General features: G+C 67.3%; 17 protein-coding genes. 12 read left to right on the top strand and 5 right to left on the bottom strand.

Going from position 1 to position 16,559, the window contains the following annotated elements; all coding sequences use genetic code 11:
* Nucleotides 1-592 precede the first annotated feature (592 nt).
* Complete coding sequence (locus ABZS29_RS27260; RefSeq protein ID WP_355465886.1) at nt 593-1,105, bottom strand: helix-turn-helix domain-containing protein; 513 nt, start codon at nt 1,103-1,105, stop codon at nt 593-595.
* A gap of 80 nt (nt 1,106-1,185) precedes the next feature.
* Between ABZS29_RS27260 and ABZS29_RS27265 the strand changes: the two genes are divergently transcribed.
* Complete coding sequence (locus ABZS29_RS27265; RefSeq protein WP_355465888.1) at nt 1,186-1,587, top strand: nuclear transport factor 2 family protein; 402 nt, start codon at nt 1,186-1,188, stop codon at nt 1,585-1,587.
* Between the two features lie 53 nt (nt 1,588-1,640).
* Here ABZS29_RS27265 and ABZS29_RS27270 read toward each other — a convergent pair whose 3' ends face one another.
* Entirely contained in the window at nt 1,641-4,052 is a 2,412-nt protein-coding gene (locus ABZS29_RS27270; RefSeq protein ID WP_355465890.1) for a Tex family protein, read from the bottom strand.
* Nucleotides 4,053-4,181: 129 nt separating this feature from the next.
* Between ABZS29_RS27270 and ABZS29_RS27275 the strand changes: the two genes are divergently transcribed.
* Complete coding sequence (locus ABZS29_RS27275; RefSeq protein ID WP_355465892.1) at nt 4,182-4,565, top strand: hypothetical protein; 384 nt, start codon at nt 4,182-4,184, stop codon at nt 4,563-4,565.
* A 43-nt stretch (nt 4,566-4,608) separates the two neighbouring features.
* Here the strand turns inward: ABZS29_RS27275 and ABZS29_RS27280 are convergent, their stop codons facing one another.
* Both ABZS29_RS27280 and ABZS29_RS27285 read right to left on the bottom strand, forming a co-directional pair.
* Nucleotides 4,609-6,039 carry an MFS transporter gene (locus ABZS29_RS27280; protein WP_355465894.1) on the bottom strand — a complete coding sequence of 477 codons (1,431 nt, stop codon included), beginning with the start codon at nt 6,037-6,039 and terminating at the stop codon, nt 4,609-4,611.
* A gap of 51 nt (nt 6,040-6,090) precedes the next feature.
* The gene (locus ABZS29_RS27285) at nt 6,091-6,726 is read right to left on the bottom strand and encodes a DUF624 domain-containing protein (protein ID WP_355465896.1); all 636 of its coding nucleotides are present in this window, start codon (nt 6,724-6,726) and stop codon (nt 6,091-6,093) included.
* 81 nt (nt 6,727-6,807) lie between these two features.
* On the opposite strand from ABZS29_RS27285, the gene ABZS29_RS27290 reads away from it, so the two are divergent.
* The 9 genes from ABZS29_RS27290 (at nt 6,808) to ABZS29_RS27330 (ending at nt 15,020) form a co-directional block, all read left to right on the top strand.
* Nucleotides 6,808-7,896, top strand: coding sequence for a substrate-binding domain-containing protein (locus ABZS29_RS27290; RefSeq protein WP_355465898.1), 1,089 nt, complete (start codon nt 6,808-6,810; stop codon nt 7,894-7,896).
* Nucleotides 7,871-8,293 (top strand): hypothetical protein, encoded by a 423-nt coding sequence (locus ABZS29_RS27295; protein WP_355465900.1) that lies wholly within the window; start codon nt 7,871-7,873, stop codon nt 8,291-8,293. Before ABZS29_RS27290 ends, ABZS29_RS27295 begins: the two co-directional genes overlap by 26 nt.
* Nucleotides 8,290-9,378, top strand: coding sequence for a hypothetical protein (locus ABZS29_RS27300; protein WP_355465901.1), 1,089 nt, complete (start codon nt 8,290-8,292; stop codon nt 9,376-9,378). The genes ABZS29_RS27295 and ABZS29_RS27300 overlap by 4 nt, the downstream gene beginning before the upstream one ends.
* Nucleotides 9,379-9,512: 134 nt before the next feature.
* Entirely contained in the window at nt 9,513-10,793 is a 1,281-nt protein-coding gene (locus ABZS29_RS27305; RefSeq protein ID WP_355465903.1) for an extracellular solute-binding protein, read from the top strand.
* On the top strand, nt 10,790-11,728 hold the full coding sequence (locus tag ABZS29_RS27310) for a sugar ABC transporter permease (protein ID WP_355465905.1): 939 nt from the start codon (nt 10,790-10,792) through the stop codon (nt 11,726-11,728). Before ABZS29_RS27305 ends, ABZS29_RS27310 begins: the two co-directional genes overlap by 4 nt.
* Complete coding sequence (locus ABZS29_RS27315) at nt 11,721-12,629, top strand: carbohydrate ABC transporter permease (RefSeq protein ID WP_355465907.1); 909 nt, start codon at nt 11,721-11,723, stop codon at nt 12,627-12,629. Before ABZS29_RS27310 ends, ABZS29_RS27315 begins: the two co-directional genes overlap by 8 nt.
* Nucleotides 12,630-12,908: 279 nt before the next feature.
* Nucleotides 12,909-13,712 (top strand): endonuclease/exonuclease/phosphatase family protein, encoded by an 804-nt coding sequence (locus ABZS29_RS27320; RefSeq protein WP_355465909.1) that lies wholly within the window; start codon nt 12,909-12,911, stop codon nt 13,710-13,712.
* Nucleotides 13,712-14,278: a hypothetical protein gene (locus ABZS29_RS27325; RefSeq protein WP_355465910.1), complete on the top strand. Its 567-nt coding sequence runs from the start codon at nt 13,712-13,714 to the stop codon at nt 14,276-14,278. Before ABZS29_RS27320 ends, ABZS29_RS27325 begins: the two co-directional genes overlap by 1 nt.
* Nucleotides 14,271-15,020 (top strand): class I SAM-dependent methyltransferase, encoded by a 750-nt coding sequence (locus ABZS29_RS27330; protein ID WP_355465912.1) that lies wholly within the window; start codon nt 14,271-14,273, stop codon nt 15,018-15,020. The genes ABZS29_RS27325 and ABZS29_RS27330 overlap by 8 nt, the downstream gene beginning before the upstream one ends.
* Here ABZS29_RS27330 and ABZS29_RS27335 read toward each other — a convergent pair.
* A complete protein-coding gene (locus tag ABZS29_RS27335; protein ID WP_355465914.1) occupies nt 15,011-15,826 on the bottom strand; it encodes a nitroreductase/quinone reductase family protein in 816 nt (271 codons plus the stop codon). The genes ABZS29_RS27330 and ABZS29_RS27335 overlap by 10 nt on opposite strands.
* Nucleotides 15,827-16,002: 176 nt before the next feature.
* Between ABZS29_RS27335 and ABZS29_RS27340 the strand changes: the two genes are divergently transcribed.
* Nucleotides 16,003-16,554: a TetR/AcrR family transcriptional regulator gene (locus ABZS29_RS27340; protein WP_355465916.1), complete on the top strand. Its 552-nt coding sequence runs from the start codon at nt 16,003-16,005 to the stop codon at nt 16,552-16,554.
* Nucleotides 16,555-16,559: the final 5 nt, after the last annotated feature.

The raw sequence follows: 16,559 nt of genomic DNA on the forward strand, positions 1-16,559 counted from the left end.
ACAGCGAGCATCAACCGGTGCCGCGCTCCCGCCGGCAACCGAGCCGACGGTCAATCGCTTTCCGCATCCTTCTACGCGCAGCAATCCCGACAGTTCACTCGCGGCGCCGCACACTCCAGCGGAGCTCCTTCAAGACGTCGGCCAGCGCGCTGCACATCAGCCTCCGGCGCCTGCCGCGAGCACCGCCTCATCCCTCGCAGCAATACAGCGCCGCAGAGATGCACCCGCGAGCTCTCCGGACATCCCTAACCCGTCCGTCGAATCGGTCCTCAGTCGGCGCGCAACCAGCCACCTGATCGCCAACTCACCCGTTGCTCGTCACCCGAAGCCGCGAGCAGCCATCTCGTACTTCACCACCGCGGGCTCATGCGGGACTTGCGATTGCCGGGATATGAGGCAGGAACCACAGCCCGCCAGCCGCCGGCAACGGGCACCAGGCCGCACGCAGCAACCACTCACCCGATCCTCCGGATCGCTCAACCATCCGCTGTTGATCGGCCGCACCGGCGATGCGCGAGTAGTTGCGCGAGGCAATTAACTGCCTCTACCCCCGAAGTGCTCAACACCTCCTGCGCTCGCCCGGAGCAACCAGCTACTCGAGGCCGCGGAGAATCACGGCCAGCGTGCGCTGCCGGAGGTCTGCTGTCCAGGATGCTTGCTGGGCGGCGTAGGCGGCTGCCGTTAGTAGAGCCATCACTTCATCGACCTGGACTGTCGGCCGGGCTTCGCCGGCCGCTTTCGCCTGGTCGAGAAGTTGAGTGACGTTGTCGGTCAGGCCCTGCAGTGCGTCGCCGATGTCCAGTCCTGAATCGCCGAGTGCGATGACGACCATCCTGGTCCGGACGGCTTCGTCGACGACGGCATCGAAGAACGTCGCCAGGGTCGACTCGTTCGTCAGGGCGGCGAGTCGGGCCAGCGACTCCTTCATGATCGCGACCAGCAGGTCGTCCTTGGTCGGGAAATGCCGAAACACGGTCCCGACTGCCACGCCGGCTTGCTGAGCCACCTGCTCGGTGGTCGCATTCGGGCCGTGCGTGGCGAAGACCTCGGACGCGGCGGTCAGGATCGCAGCGCGGTTCCGGACCGCGTCGGCGCGCAATGCCATCCGGCCCTCCGTTGAAATATGAGTGGGCACTCACTATATTCCGAGACAATGTGAGCGGCCACTCATCTTTTGGAGGTCTCATGACTGAGCTGCAGGCGATGATCGAGAGTCTCGGCCGGAGCTGGACCGGCGATCCCGCTGCGATAGATGACCTGCTGGCCGAGGATGTGGTGATCGAGACGCCGTTCGCGGCGGGTGGTCCGGCGCGGTGGGACGGACGCGAGGAGTGGCTGGCGTTTGCGGTGCCGGCGCGGTCGGAGTTCCCGGTGCGGTTCGACCGGTTCACGCCGTTGGTCGTGCACGAGACGACGGATCCGGAGGTCGCCGTACTGGAGTATGAGCTGGCAGGCGCGCATCCTGTCACCGGTGAACGAGCTGCCGCGCAATTCGTCGGCGTACTGCGGGTCCGGGACGGCAAGATCGCGGGCTGGCGTGAGTACCAGAACACCTACGCCATCGTGCAGGCGTTAGGTCGACGCTGAGACCGCATCAGCACGAAAGGCCCCGGCGTACACCGGGGCCCTTCGTAGGAACGTCAGCGAACTGTGAAGCCGGCCTTGCGGAAGGCGTCGGCGAGGGAGCCTTCGTCCATGGGAGTGTCGGCCTTAGGGGCGTTCTGGGGGCGTCCGCCCTGGCTGCCGCGGCCGCCGCCGGGGCCGCGACCGCCGGGTCCGCGACCACCGCCGCCACCCGGGCCGCGACCACCACCGCCGCCTTGACCGCCGCGGCCTTGCTCGCGACCGCCGCCGCTCTGGCGACCACCACCGCCGCCGCCTACCTCGTCGTCCAGGCGGAGCGTAAGGGAGATCCGCTGCCGCGGGATGTCGACCTCGAGCACCTTGACCGTGACGATGTCGCCGACCTTCACCACCTCGCTCGGGTCCTTGACGAAGTTCTTCGACAGGGCCGACACGTGCGCGAGGCCGTCCTGGTGGACGCCGATGTCGATGAAGGCGCCGAAGGCGGCGACGTTGGTGACCTGGCCTTCGAGCTTCATGCCGGGCTTGAGGTCGGCGATCTTGTCGACGCCTTCGGCGAAGACGGCGGTCTTGAACGCCGGGCGCGGGTCGCGGCCGGGCTTCTCGAGCTCGGCGAGGATGTCGGTGACGGTCGGCAGGCCGAACATGTCGTCGACGAAGTCCGCCGCGTTCAGCCGCTTCAGCTCGGCCGAGCCGATCAGCGACTTGAGGTCGGATCCGGTCGCGTCCAGGATTCGCCGTACGACGGGGTACGCCTCAGGGTGCACGCTGGAGGAGTCGAGCGGGTCGTCGCCGCCGGGGATCCGGAGGAAGCCGGCTGCCTGCTCGAAGGCCTTCGGGCCGAGCCGGGCGACGTCCTTCAGGGCGCTCCGGGACGGGAACGGGCCGTGGGTGTCGCGGTGCTGGACGATGTTGTCGGCCAGGCCCTGGGTGATGCCGGAGACGCGGGTCAGCAGCGGGGCGGAGGCGGTGTTGAGGTCGACGCCGACCGCGTTCACACAGTCCTCGACGACCGCGTCGAGCGAGCGGGACAAGGCGTTCTCGGCGAGGTCGTGCTGGTACTGACCGACGCCGATCGACTTCGGGTCGATCTTCACCAGCTCGGCCAGCGGGTCCTGCAGGCGGCGGGCGATCGAGACCGCGCCACGGAGCGAGACGTCCATGCCGGGCAGCTCCGCCGACGCGAACGCCGACGCTGAGTAGACCGACGCGCCGGCCTCGGAGACGACGGCCTTGGTGAGCTTCAGCTCGGGGTGCTTGGCGATCAGCTCCGCGGCCAGCTTGTCCGTCTCGCGCGACGCCGTACCGTTGCCGATGGCAATCAATTCGACGTTGTGCGCGGCGGCCAGTGCGGCCAGGGTGGCGATCGACTTGTCCCACTGGTTCTGCGGGACGTGCGGGTAGATGACGCCGGTGTTGACGACCTTGCCGGTCGCGTCGACGACGGCGACCTTCACGCCGGTCCGGAAGCCCGGGTCGAGGCCCATCGTGGCGCGGGTGCCGGCCGGGGCGGCGAGCAGCAGGTCACGCAGGTTGGACGCGAAGACCCGGATCGCCTCTTCCTCGGCGACCTGACGCAACCGCATCCGCAGGTCGATGCCGAGGTGGAACAGGATCTTGGTCCGCCAGGCCCAGCGGACCGTCTCGATCAGCCACTTGTCGGCCGCGCGGCCCTGGTTCTCGACGCCGACCTTGCGGGCGATGGTGGTCTCGTACTCCGTCGGGCCGTCCGCCTCGACACCGGCCGGCAGCGGCTCGATGGTGAGCGTCAGCACGTCCTCCTTCTCGCCGCGGAACATGGCGAGGATCCGGTGCGACGGCATCTTCGTGAACGGCTCGTCGAACTCGAAGTAGTCCGAGAACTTCGCGCCCTCGGTCTCCTTGCCCTCGCGCACCGTCGACGCCAACCGGCCCTGCGTCCACAGCCGCTCGCGCAGCTCACCGATCAGGTCCGCGTCCTCCGCGAACCGCTCGACCAGGATCGCCCGCGCGCCGTCCAGCGCCGCCTGGGCGTCCGGCACCTCGGCGTTCACGAATACGGCCGCGGCCGCGAGCGGCTCCACGGTCGGGTCGGCCATCAGCCCGTCGGCGAGCGGCTCCAGGCCGTTCTCGCGGGCGATCATCGCCTTCGTCCGCCGCTTCGGCTTGAACGGCAGGTAGATGTCCTCGAGCCGCGACTTCGTGTCCGCGGCGAGGATCGAGGCCTTCAGTGCGTCGTCCAGCTTGCCCTGGCTGGCGATCGACTCCAGGACGGTCTGCCGGCGCTCCTCCAGCTCGCGCAGGTACCGCAACCGCTCCTCGAGCGTGCGCAGCTGCGCATCGTCGAGCTCGCCGGTGACCTCCTTGCGGTACCGCGCGATGAACGGGACCGTCGAGCCCTCGTCCAGCAGCGCCACCGCTGCCCGCACCTGGTTCTCGCGGACTCCCAGCTCCTCGGCGATCCGCTGCTCGATCGACTGCACCACCACGTTGATTCCCCTTCACCGACAACAAACCACCGAGCCACAACCCGCTCGCCCCCATCCTTCCCCATCCCACCCCCAGGCCCGAAACCCGATCCCTCACCCTGTGGACAAACCCCGTGCGATCATCGGCTCGTGAACCTGCTGAACGGCTCCAACGAGCGCGCTCTGCGACCGCCGTCGCCGCCGATGCGGGTCTTCCTGCTGTGCATGGTCGCGCTCTTCACCCTCCGAGCCGTCGTCCGCCCGGACCTCGAGAGCGTCCTGACAGCAGCCTTGTTCGTTCTGCTCCTGCTCCCGGACGTCATCGCTCCCGCGCGCTACCGCCCCTGGATCAGCTCCGTCGAGCGCGACCACCCGGTCTTCGGGAGCGCCGCGGTCATCGTCATCGTCGGTTGCGGCGCCTTTCTCCTCCTGCGCTTCTTCCTCGACCGCCTCCCCAGCTTGCTGATCGCACTCGCCTTGGCGCTGATCGCCGTGATCGCCTCCCTGATCGGCCGCCGCCGGCGTACCGCGTGAGCGCTCCCCGTGACTACGGTGGGTCGCGGGGAGCGGCGTACGGCTAGTTGGTTTTGGCGGGGCGCATGAAGAAGTAGGCGATGGCTACGGAGGCGGCGACGATGGCGGCGGCTACGGCGAAGGAGAAGTGGTAGCCGTTGGTGAGGGCCTGGAGCTGGGTGGGGCCGGTGGTGTGGGTGGCGGAGAGGGTGGCCAGTACGGCGAGGCCGAGGGCGGCGCCTACTTCGCCCATGGTGCCGATGAGGCCGGAGGCGAGACCGGCGTCTTCAGGCTGTACGTCGGCCATCGACAGACCCATCAGGGCGGGGAAGGCGATGCCGCCGCCGAGGCCGAGCAGGACGAGCACCGGCAGGACGTGTACGACGTAGCTGCCGCCGACCGGAGCCTGAGTGAACAACACCAGTCCGGCCGTCACGAGCGCCAGTCCGGCGATCAGGGGGCGACGGGGGCCGAAGCGGGTGACCAGCTTCTCGGAGTACTTCACCGACAGCAGGCCCATCACCACTGTGGTCGGCAGGAACGCCAGTCCGATCTCCAGAGCGTCGTACCCGAGGACTCGCTGCAGGTAGAGCGAGCCGAGGAAGAAGATGCCGAACATGCCCGAGCTGGACAGAGCCTGTACGACGTTCGCTCCGGACAGGTTGCGGGAGCGGAAGATGCGCAGCGGCACCAGTGGGTTGGTGGCGGTCGCCTGCCGGACGACGAAGCAGAGCAGCAGAGTGAGCGTCAGCAGCGACAGGGCGACGGTGCGTCCAGCGGTCCAGCCCAGCTCGGCGGCCGGCTTCACGATGGTGAACACACCGAGCATCAGCGCCGCAGTGATGAGTACTGCGCCCGGTACGTCGGTTCCGCGGCCCATGCCGAGGCCCTTGTCCTTCTCGATCAGCTTGCCGGCCAGTGCGATGGTCAGAATGCCGATCGGCAGGTTGACGAAGAAGATCCAGTGCCAGCTGATCGCCTGCGTCAGTACGCCGCCCGCCAGCAGACCGATCGAGCCACCGGCCGAGGCGACGAAGGCGTACATCCCGATCGCCTTGGCCTGCTCGCGCGGCTCAGGGAACAGCGTGACGATCATGCCCAGGATCACTGCGGAGGTGAGCGCGCCACCGATGCCCTGGATGAACCGTGCGATCACCAGTACCTCTTGTGAGGTTGCCAGTCCGCACAGCACCGAGGCGACGGTGAAAACGACCAGTCCGGCGATGAAGACGTTACGGCGCCCCAGCAGGTCGCCCAGTCGCCCGGCCAGCAGCAGGAGACCGCCGAACGCGATCAGGTAGGCGTTGACGACCCAGGCGAGCGAGGAGCTGGTGAAACCGAGGTCGTCCTGAATGGCCGGCAGCGCCACGTTCACCACGGTGACGTCGAGCACGATCATCAACATGCCCGCGCACAGCGTGTAGAGGGCGAGCCATCGCGAGCGGCCGCCCTGCGTGGCCGGCGTGGTCGCCAGGGTGTCGGTCGTCGCGTACATCTGAGTCTCCTTCGTGAGGGCCTTTACACCCTTACGTCGAAGTGGAGAGGCTCAGATTGACACGCCTCCCGAATCTTTTTCCTCAGACTCGGTACGGCGACGCCCGCCGCCCAGCCAGTAGGCGATGAGTGCTGGGACCAGTCCGGACCCGATCACCAGCAGTGTCGGCACCTGCGACGCCAGCGCGAACCAGGTGAGCAGTCCGATCACTCCACCCGCCACCGGCAGCGACCGCCGCAGCAGAAACAGGTTGGCCTGCCGGAACAGCGTCTTCATCGTCGCGTCCGCAGCCGCATCGCGCAGCACAGCGAGACCGCTCAGATAGAGCCCCAGGATCATTCCGGTCAGCGGGATGAGCACTGCGAGCGCGAAAATGCGCACCGGCCCGTCGGCGTTCGCCCAGAAGGCCAGTCCGAACGCCAGCATCACTCCGCCGACGTACAGACCGAATCCGGACAACCAGAACCGCTTGAACGTCCAGACGAACTCGCGGAAGAACAGCCGCATCAGCCCGGTCCGCTCCTGGCTGATCGCCTCCGGCAGCACCCGCTGCAGCGCGAAGGCCGCCGGGAACAGCGTGATGATGCCGGCGCTCACCACCAGGAAGGTCAGTTGCAGCAGCAGCAGGTCGCCGACCACTGTCAGTTTCGCCAACACCGCGTTGGTCCGGCCGCCGGCCTGTTCCACTGATTCGCCTCCTGGTTGTCACACTGCGCCGTGCTTGATCGTATGATCACAAACAATCATCAAAGACCACCAGGGGAGCGCATGCTTGCTTCGGAGCGCCACGAGCTGATCCTGCGGAGCCTGCGCCGCCACGGCCGGCTCCGGGTGGCCGAGTTGGTGGCCGAGCTGGGCGTTTCCGCGATCACAGTACGCCGGGACCTGGCCGAGCTCGACGGAGCCGGGCTGCTCCGCCGGGTCCACGGCGGCGCGATCGGCACCAGCCCGGCCGACCAGAGCGCACCCGGCGAGCGGCTCACGATCGGCATCGTGGTCCCCAGCGCCTCGACGTACTACACCGACGTGATCCGCGGCGCCGAGGCAACAGCGGCCCGGTACGGCGCCCGCCTGGTCCTCGGCGTCTCCGGGTACGACGGCGACACCGAGATCGAGCGGATCGAGAAGGTGCTTGGCATCGGCGTCGCCGGCCTCCTGCTCAGCACCGCGTACGGCGACGGCGACGCGCACCGGATCGGCAGCCGCCTGGAGGAGATCGACGTACCGGTGGTCCTGATGGAGCGCGCCTTCGGCCACCCGCACGTGGCCAGCGAGTACGACCACGTCCGCACCGACCACGCGTACGGCGCCATGCTCGCGCTGCGCCATTTCGCCCAGATCGGCCACCGCCGGATCGCGATCAGCCTGCAGCCGACAGTGACGGCGTACTGGCTGCGCCGCGGTATCGACGAAGCGGCCGGCACGCTCGGCGTCGAGACGTACATCTCCCCGCTCGAGCTCCCGCAGACCGGCGACGACCCCGCCTCGCTGGCTCAGCTCGACGCCTTCCTGACCGAGTGCGAAGCCTTCGGCTCCCGCGCCGCCTTCATCCACTCCGACGAGCAAGCCGCCCGCCTGGTCGAACGCGCCATGGAACGCGGCCTCCGCGTCCCCGAAGACCTCGCCGTAGTCGTCTACAACGACGTCACCGCAGCCCTCGCGGTCGTCCCGTTGACGGCGGTCTGCCCGCCTAAGTTCGCCCTCGGCGAGACGGCGTGCGACGTCCTGCTCCGCAAACTCCAGTCGACTCCGGGCCCGGTGCAGCATTTGTCACTGCTTCCGACGCTCAATCTGAGGTCCTCGTGCGGTGCGCAAACGGTAGATTCAGCCCATGGACTACGAGCAGTTCAGGGTTGAGAGCGACAAGGTTCTCGACGTTCTCGGCGACAAGACCCTCCCGGCGACCCTGCCCGCGGACATCGCCCGGCTGAAGGAACTGGCCGCCACGATCGACGATCCCAAGGATCGTTGGGACGCCGACGGGGACATCGAGAACATCGAGGCCATCATCCGCGCCGGCGAGGGCGCGGACGAGCCGCCGTGGTCCGATGCGATGAACGAGGCGGTGCGCGTTCACCTCGGGGCCACCGACGACAGCGGTACCAACGCCGAGCGCATTGCGCGCATCACAGCAGCTATGGCTGAGATTGGTCGGATCGCCGACACCGCGCCGGAGAGCGAGAAGTACGCGATCGTCGAGATGAACGGTTCCCTGGCGATGCTGCGGTCGTCGCTGAAGCTCAACGCCGAATGAAGGTCACCACCTACAACCAGTTGATGGTGGAGCAGGCCCGCGCCGCCATCAGGGTTGCAGGCGCCCACCACTCCTCGTGGAACGGCAAGATCGGCGTAACGCCGCCCGAGGACAACGCCCACGGCGTTGCCGAGTGGAACCACACCATCACCTATGCCGACCGCTCGGTGAAGGCTCCGCTCCAGGAGATGTTCGAGAACGCCCGGGTCTACAACCAGGACCCGGAGACGCTGCGGTCGTACCGTGAGGCGGTTAAGACCGTTCATCACGAGAACACTCACATGCTCGCGGCCGAAGGTACCGAGCACTCCGACGGTGCGGCACCGTTCCAGAATCTGCCGGAGCAGGCGCTCGAAGAGGGCATCACCGAGGTTCACAGCTACGACAACCTCAACGAGTACATCGACGAGCTCGGGCTCGAGGAGATCGCGCCCGGAATCAAGACGGCCGAGGCTCGGTCGTCGTATCCGCACTACACGCCGGCGGCCCGCCGTTTCGCGGAAGGTATCGGGCGCGAGACCGGCGTGGAGCCCGCGGAGGTCGCCCGGCGCCTCGCCATCGTCAATGCGGGGGAGAAGTTCCGCACCGCAGCCGAGATGATGTATGAGAGCAGCGATCTGCCGGGGAAGGTGCCGGAATCGGAGCGGGAAGCGGCGATCGGGCGGATCGAGGCGGCGATGAAGCCGCCGATGGCCGGTTTGAAGGAGCTCAAGCAGGAGCCTGACCCGGACCGGAAGCGGCGTGAATCGGCCCTGGCCGGAGGTCGCTCAGTCAGCGCAGGCAAGGACGCGGTCAGGGCGCTGAGCAAGGAGTGGAGCCAGCCCGCGCCCGAGACCCGCGTCGAGCGCGGTGTCACGACCGAGCAAAACCTCTCAACCGGACAAGCACCGCAGCAGGCCGCACCGCAGACCCCCGGCACCGCGCAGCCGCAGGAACTCCCGCCGGACCTGGCGACCGCCGTACACGCGAGCCGCTCCGGCTCCGCGCCACTCGCCTCCGCCTCTCGGCTCGGCGAGAACAACATGGGATCCCGCCGCTCCGGACCGCAGAATTCCCCGGAACGCGGGCCGGAACTGCAACGCTGAACGGGTCCATCAGAACGGAACTCTGATCGGTCTGGTTCCGGAACTGATCGATAGTGATCGTTCGAGCGTCGAGGTCTTGACGAGGAAAGCCCTTTCCCATACTTTCGCTGCACTTGATGCGAAGGAGTTCCCCTGTGAGACGTTCCGTGGGACTGACGTTGCTGGCCGCGGCCCTTGCCGTGGTGGTCAGCAGTTGTGGCAGCGGGGTGATCGACAAGAGCACGGACGGCGTTCCGCCGGCCGAGGCCACCGGGACACTGCGGGTGTTGCTCCCGTCGTTCCCGCCGAGCAACGAGGGCCGGCAACAGTTCCAGAAGGTTGTCGACGACTTCCACAAGGCCTATCCGAAGATGAAGGTCGAGCCGGACTTCGCGACGTACAACAACCTGAACGAGAAGATGTCGACCTCGATCGCGGCCGGCATCCCGTACGACGTGATGGTGACCGGCGTCGGCTGGGTCCAGCCGTTCGCGTCGAAGCGGATCTTCGCCGACCTCGGCGCGTTCGGGCTGACCCCGGACGTGATCAAGGAGAAGAGCATCGCGGCGCTGATCCCCGCGGTCACCTACGACGGCAAGATGTACGCGTACCCGCTGCTCGCCGACACTCGTGCGGTCGCGCTGCGCAAGAGCGCGTTCATCGAGGCCGGGCTGGACCCTGAGAAGCCGCCGACGTCGCTGGCCGACATCAAGGTCGCGGCCGAGAAGCTGACCAAGCGGGACAAGAACGGCAACATCACCCGGAGCGGCTTCGACCTCGCGTCGGCGTCGGGTTTCCGGCAGTCGTTCACGACGTTCCTCGCCTCCACCGGTACGCCGCTCTACGTCGGCGGCGAGCCGAACTTCGACAACCAGGCCGGGCTCGACACCCTGCTGTGGATCAAGTCGATGATCAACAACGTCCAGCCGTACGGCCAGGTGAACGCCGCCCAGCAGCCGCTCGTCTACTCCGGTGAGGCCGCGATGGGCATCGTCGGCGGTGCGGTCGACTGCGGCACCGGCGGCAAGGGCATCGGCCAGAAGAACTGCGACGACCTGAAGTTCTTCCGCTTCAACAGCGGCAAGGAGATCGAGTACATGGGTGGTGACCTGGCCTCGATCGGGTCCCGCAGCCGGCACAAGGAAGCGGCCTGGTCGTTCATCCAGTCGATGACCCAGCCGAGCACGCTGGACGCGATGGCCAAGCTGAACAAGAAGCTGCCGGCGTACAAGGACGCGGCCAACTCGCCGCAGGCGAAGTCCAACCCGCTGAGCAAGTTCGTCGCCGAGGGTCTGGACAAGGCCGCGAACGAGAACGAGGTCCCGCCGAACTGGCTCGAGATGCGGGGCAACTTCGACATCCAGCTCACCCAGGCGGTCCTCGGACAGAAGGATCCCGCGAAGGTGCTGCACAACCTGGCAGGACAAAGCCGATGAGCACAACACTCGAGCGCCCGGCGCTCGCCACCTCCGGCAAGACCGCTGTCGCCAAGGACAAGGGCACGCTGACCCGCAGTCAGGTCCGCACCGGCTGGGCGCTGCTCGCGCCGGCCCTGCTCCACTCCGGCATCTTCATCGTGATCCCGGTGATCGCCGTACTGGTGCTTTCGCTCACTGACTACAGCTTCGGTGACACCTGGTCGTGGGTCGGTTTCGGCAACTACAGCGAGCTGTTCCGCGATGTCGACTTCCTGGCGTCGCTGTGGCACACCGTGCTGTACGCGCTGATCGTGATCCCGATCTCGATGGCGATCTCGCTCGCGGTCGCGATCGGGCTGAACCAGAAGATCCGCGGGATCGGGTTCTTCCGGACCGCGTTCTACATCCCGACCGTCACCGCGACGGTTGCGGTCGCGACGATCTGGCTGTGGATCTACAACCCGGGCTCCGGCCTGGCGAACGGCTTCCTCAGCCTGTTCGGGTTCGCGCCGAACCGCTGGCTGGCCGACCCCAACACGGCACTCGGTTCGCTGATGGTCGTCGGTATCTGGCAAGGCCTCGGCACCAAGATCATCATCTACCTGGCCGCGTTGCAGGGCGTGTCCCGCGACCTGCTCGAGTCGGCCGACATCGACGGCGCCTCGCGGTGGCAGAAGTTCCGCAATGTGACGCTGCCGGCGCTGGGCCCGGTGCAGTTCTTCGTGCTGATCACGTCGATCGTCGGGACCTTCCAGGTCTTCGATCTGGTCTACGTGATGACGCGCGGCGGCCCCGGCAGTGAGACCCGCGTGCTGGTGCTCGACATCTACCAGAACGCGTTCCAGGACCTGAAACTCGGCTATGCGTCCGCCGAGACCGTGATCATGATGATCGTGATCGCCGTCTTCATCGGTGTCGGACGCCTGCTCCAGAGGGCGGATACCAATGACTAGCGCCACGTTGCCGGCGGTCGCACCGGCCTCGACCAAGCCGTCGGCGGTCCGGCCGGGCCGGATCCTGCTGTACGTCGTACTGATCGTCGGCGCGCTGCTGATGATCACGCCGTTCCTGTGGATGGTGCTGACGGCGTTCAAGAGCGAGCTCGAGATCCTGAAGTTCTCGTGGTTGCCTGGTGAGCTGCGCTGGAGCAACTTCAGCGAGGCGATGCAGACCGCGCCGTTCCTGCGCTACTTCCGCAACAGCGCGCTGATCGCGCTGGGCGAGACGGCGTTCACCCTGGTGGTCTGTACGACGGCCGGGTACGCGCTGGCGAAGATGCCGCTGAAGGGCGGCAAGTTCATGCTCGGCTACTTCATCGTGCTGCTGCTGGTGCCGTTCCAGATCATCCTGGTGCCGCTGTTCATGATCGTGAAGTCGATCCCGCTGTTCGGCGGCAACAACATCGTCGGCCAGGGCGGGATCGGCTGGCTGAACTCCTGGTGGGGACTCATCATCCCGCTCGGCGCCGCGCCGTTCTTCACCTTCCTGGCCCGGCAGTTCTTCGTCTCGCTGCCGGACGAGCTCGCTCAGGCGGCGCGCGTCGACGGCCTCGGTGAGTTCGGCATCTTCTGGCGGATCATGACGCCGCTGATCAAGCCGGCCCTGATCACGATCGCGGTCTTCCAGATCGAGGCCGCCTGGAACGGCTTCCTCTGGCCGCTGATGATCACCACCTCGGACGAGATGCGCCCGCTCCAGCTCGGGCTGGCGATCTTCTCCCAGAACCCGGCCGAGATCCAGTGGCCCTACCTGATGGCCGGTACGGCGCTCGCGACGCTGCCGATGATCGTGCTGTTCGTCTTCGCGCAGAAGCGCTTCGTCGAGGGCATGGCCAACGTCGGCATCAAGGGCTGAGAACGGAAACAGGTGCTCACCCCGCCCCGGGTGAGCACCTGTTCGTTCCCCCCAAAATCCGGCGATCCCGAAGAAGCACCGGAGCGTTCCGCTGGCCCCCCAACCGGCACGCTCAACCGTTTATCGTCACGGTCCGCCCTGCGTTACAGGTTCGTGCGGTTTTTTCGCACTTTCCCCGAACGATTTCTCCTCCACGGGTCGTTCTTCCAGAAAATGTCACATCACGCAGCGTGACAATGACTGTGAGTGACGGATTCGGAGTCGGGTACTCGTTCGAGCATGCGATTTCGGGTCCTCACGCTGAATGTCTGGCACGATGCCGGCGATCCGCAGCGGTCGGCGCTGATCAACGCCGAGCTGATCCGCCTGCGGCCGGACGTCGTCGTACTGCAGGAGGTCTGCTACCCCGACCAGCTCCCTGAACTGCTCGACGGCACCGGCCTCGAGTACGCCGTCCACCAGGCCGACCTGATCGACCTGCCCGACGCCACCGACGGCTCCGCCCTCGCCACCTGCTGGCCTTTCGAGGTCGCAGAGGTGCTCGACCACCGCCCAACCGCCTCGGCACCAGAGCACTGGTGGACCCTCGCCGCGACGATCGAGCTCCCCGACGTCGGCCCCATGCTCCTCATCCAGCCGACCACGCCCTGGCGACTCGACCAGTCCGCCGTACGGGAGACCCAGCTCCTCGCCGTCGCCGACCTGGACGACCGCCACGGCACCCCCGTCCCCACCGTCATCGCCGGCGACCTCAACGCCACCCCCGACTCCGCCGGCCTCCGCTTCCTCACCGGTCTCCAGTCGCTGGCAGGACGCAGTACGGCGTACCAGGACGCCTGGCGAATCGCCGGCGATGGCCCCGGCCACACCTGGACCACCAACAACCCCCTCGCCCGCCAAGAGATCGACCACCTCCTCGGTCAACCCACCCACCACCGTCGCCTCGACTACATCCTCACCGCCATGCCCCGCGCCTACCGCACCAGAGTCCTCCACGCCGCGCTGGTCGGCACCGACCCAATCCTCAGCGACCACTACGGCGTACTGGCCGACTTGTCAGTGGAACCCAGCAGACTGGATTGATGCCGATCCTCTTCGTTGACCTCGAGACCACCAGCCTCCGCGAGCCATGGCTGCCGGGCGGGCGTCAGATCTGGCAGCTGGCGGTGATCCGGCGCGAGGACGACGGCCGTGAGACCGTCCACAACCGCTTCGTTCCCTTGCACGAGCTGGATCTGGATCGAGCTACCGAGCAGGCGTTGACGATTAGTCGCTTCGATCGGCATCCAGGATCCTCCGTTGACGTAGCCAGCGGGCGTGAGATCGCCGAGCTCATGGTCGAGCTCACTGCGGACCAGCCGGTGTGGGTCGGAGCTGCGCCGTGGATGGATGCGAACGACGTACTGCACCTGATGCATGTGCACGGGTTGGTTGCGCCCGACGCGGCCGACGTGCCGTGGGACTTCCGGCTGGTTTGTGTGATCAGCCAGCTGCTCGGGCGGACGCGGATGCCGCCGACTGCTTCGGTGGGGGAGATGGCGGCGATGGTTGGGATCGATCAGTCTGCCTATGCGATTCACGATGCGCTGGCGGACACGTATTTCGTTCGCGACTTGTACGACGCGCTGACAGACTCGGCGGATGGATGAGGCGGTGCGGAGTAACCGGGCGGTCTGGGAGCGGGCGTCGACCAAGCATGTGAACGAGTACGACGACTTGCTGGCAGACGCTCGTGGTCGGGTGGGGCTGTTCCCGCGGGAGCTGGAGTTGCTGAGTGCGGTGCTGGCGACCGGTCCGACCGTTGTGCACTTCCAGAGTGGACACGGGGTCGACGACACGGCGCTGGTGCGTGCGGGGGCGCGGAGTGTGCTGGGGATCGACTACAGCGTGGTGGCGGCTGGTGCGGCGCAGCGCCGGGCGACGGAGATCGGCGTACCGGTTCGGTACGTCGCTGCGGAGGTGCCCGGCGTACCGGTGCGTGACGAGTGTGCTGACCTCGTCTACACCGGCAAGGGCGCGTTGATTTGGATGCGCGATCTCGACGCGTGGGCGCGGGATGCGGCTCGGGTGCTGCGACCTGGTGGCAGTTTGTTTGTGTATGAGGGGCATCCGGCCGTGCCGCTGTGGTCGTGGGACGAGGACGAGCCACGGATCCGCGCGGACCGCAGCTACTTCGCCGAGTCGCACATCAACGACACCTTCCCCGGCAACGGCGCGCGCGAATGGCAGTGGACGCTCGGCCAGATCGTCACTGCGATCACGCGCGCCGGGCTGCGGCTCGACGTACTGGAGGAGTACGCCGAGCCGTTCTGGCGGCCCCAGGACGGGTACACCGCCGCGGCCTGGTCCGGCCGGCTGCCGAACGCCTATGCGCTACTGGCTCACAAGTAGGACAGCAATGCCGCCTCCTCGCGGTCGAGGTGAGCCGTGAGGAGAGCGACGATGCGGTCGACCTTCGGAAGCAAGTCGGGCTGCGGCGTGGTGAGGAGCTTCTCGAGCTCCTCCAGATGTACGGCGAGCTGGTCGTGCTCGGACTGCAGTACGGCGATCTCGTCGGCCAGCTCGGGGTGTTGCTGAAGCAGGGCCGGGAAGACGCCGCCGGACTCGCCGGTGTGGTGATGGTGCAGGCCCTGGCACAGCGTGAGGCAGTTGACGCGCAGCTGTGCGCCGATGCCCGCCGTACCGGAGGTTGCGACCTCGTTGCGGATCAACGCGAGCTCCTGCCGGAACGCCGTGTGGATCCGGACCAGCAGATCCGCGAACGAACCACCTCCGCGCGGCGGGCCGATCTGCTTCTGGGTAAGGGCAATCACGGGGATCGTGCGCGTCGTACCGGCCTGGTACTCACCCCAGCCTTTGTTTGCCTCGACGAGGCGATCGAACACCTCGTCGCGCTCGGCGCCGGCCAGCGGTGCGGCGTCGGCCTCGTAGGTGAACAGACCGGTCTCGACGGTGACGACGGGATTGGCGAGCAGGTTGAGGTACCAGTCCGGGTGCTTGTCGGAACCGCCGGCAGAGCCGACGACCAGCACCCGGTCGCGATCGGGATAGTAGGCGACGACAGCGGTGTGCGGCCGCCCCGAGCGACGTCCGGTCGTTGTCAACAGCAACATTCGCGCGTCGGCGAACGGCCCGCTCAGCTTGCCGTTGTTCGCGCGGAACTCAGCAATCAGTGCATCGGTGAAAGGGTTGGGCATTCTCTTCTCTCTGTTGGGGATACTGCGCTGGTGCGGTGAGAGAGAAGACGAGGGCGGCCCGCGGGCGGCCCCTTCGGCGCTCAGAGAGCGACCGGGAACCCAACTCGTGCATGGCGTTTAGCCGACCCGGTAGTCACAGTCCCGACTGTACCCACTCGAAGAGTCACAATGTCGTGGTGACCGAGACCCCATTGCGCGACCGCCTGGTCCAGGCCGGCGTCGAACTCCTGGAAGAAGACGGCCTCGCGAACCTCACTCTGCGCGCGATAACCCGCCGTACCGGCGTTTCCCACGGCGCCCCGCGCCGCCACTTCCCCACCCACAACGCCCTCCTCGCCGCCATCGCCGCCACCGGCCTCACCGACCTGGCCACCCGCCTGGCCCTCCCCACAGCCGGCTCCGCCTCAGTTGAGGATCGCCTCGTCGTGGCCGCCGAGCGCTACCTGGCCTTCGCCGCCGAACGCCCCGGCATGTTCGACCTGATCTTCCGCCACGACCTCCTCGAAGGCGCCGGCGCCAACCTCCGCGCCCAGTCCCTCCCCCTCCTCCAAACCTTCATCGACCTCGTCGCCCAGTCCCACCCCACCGACGCCCCCACCCGAGCCGTCGCCCTCTGGACCAACCTCCACGGCCTGGCCACCCTCCGCGCCACCCAAACCCTCAACCTCCTCGAAGACCTGGACGTCTCCACCCTCCTCCGCCACATCGTCCGAACCCACCTGGCGTAACCGAA

It is taken from the genome of Kribbella sp. NPDC005582 (assembly GCF_040605415.1).
Taxonomy (GTDB): domain Bacteria; phylum Actinomycetota; class Actinomycetes; order Propionibacteriales; family Kribbellaceae; genus Kribbella.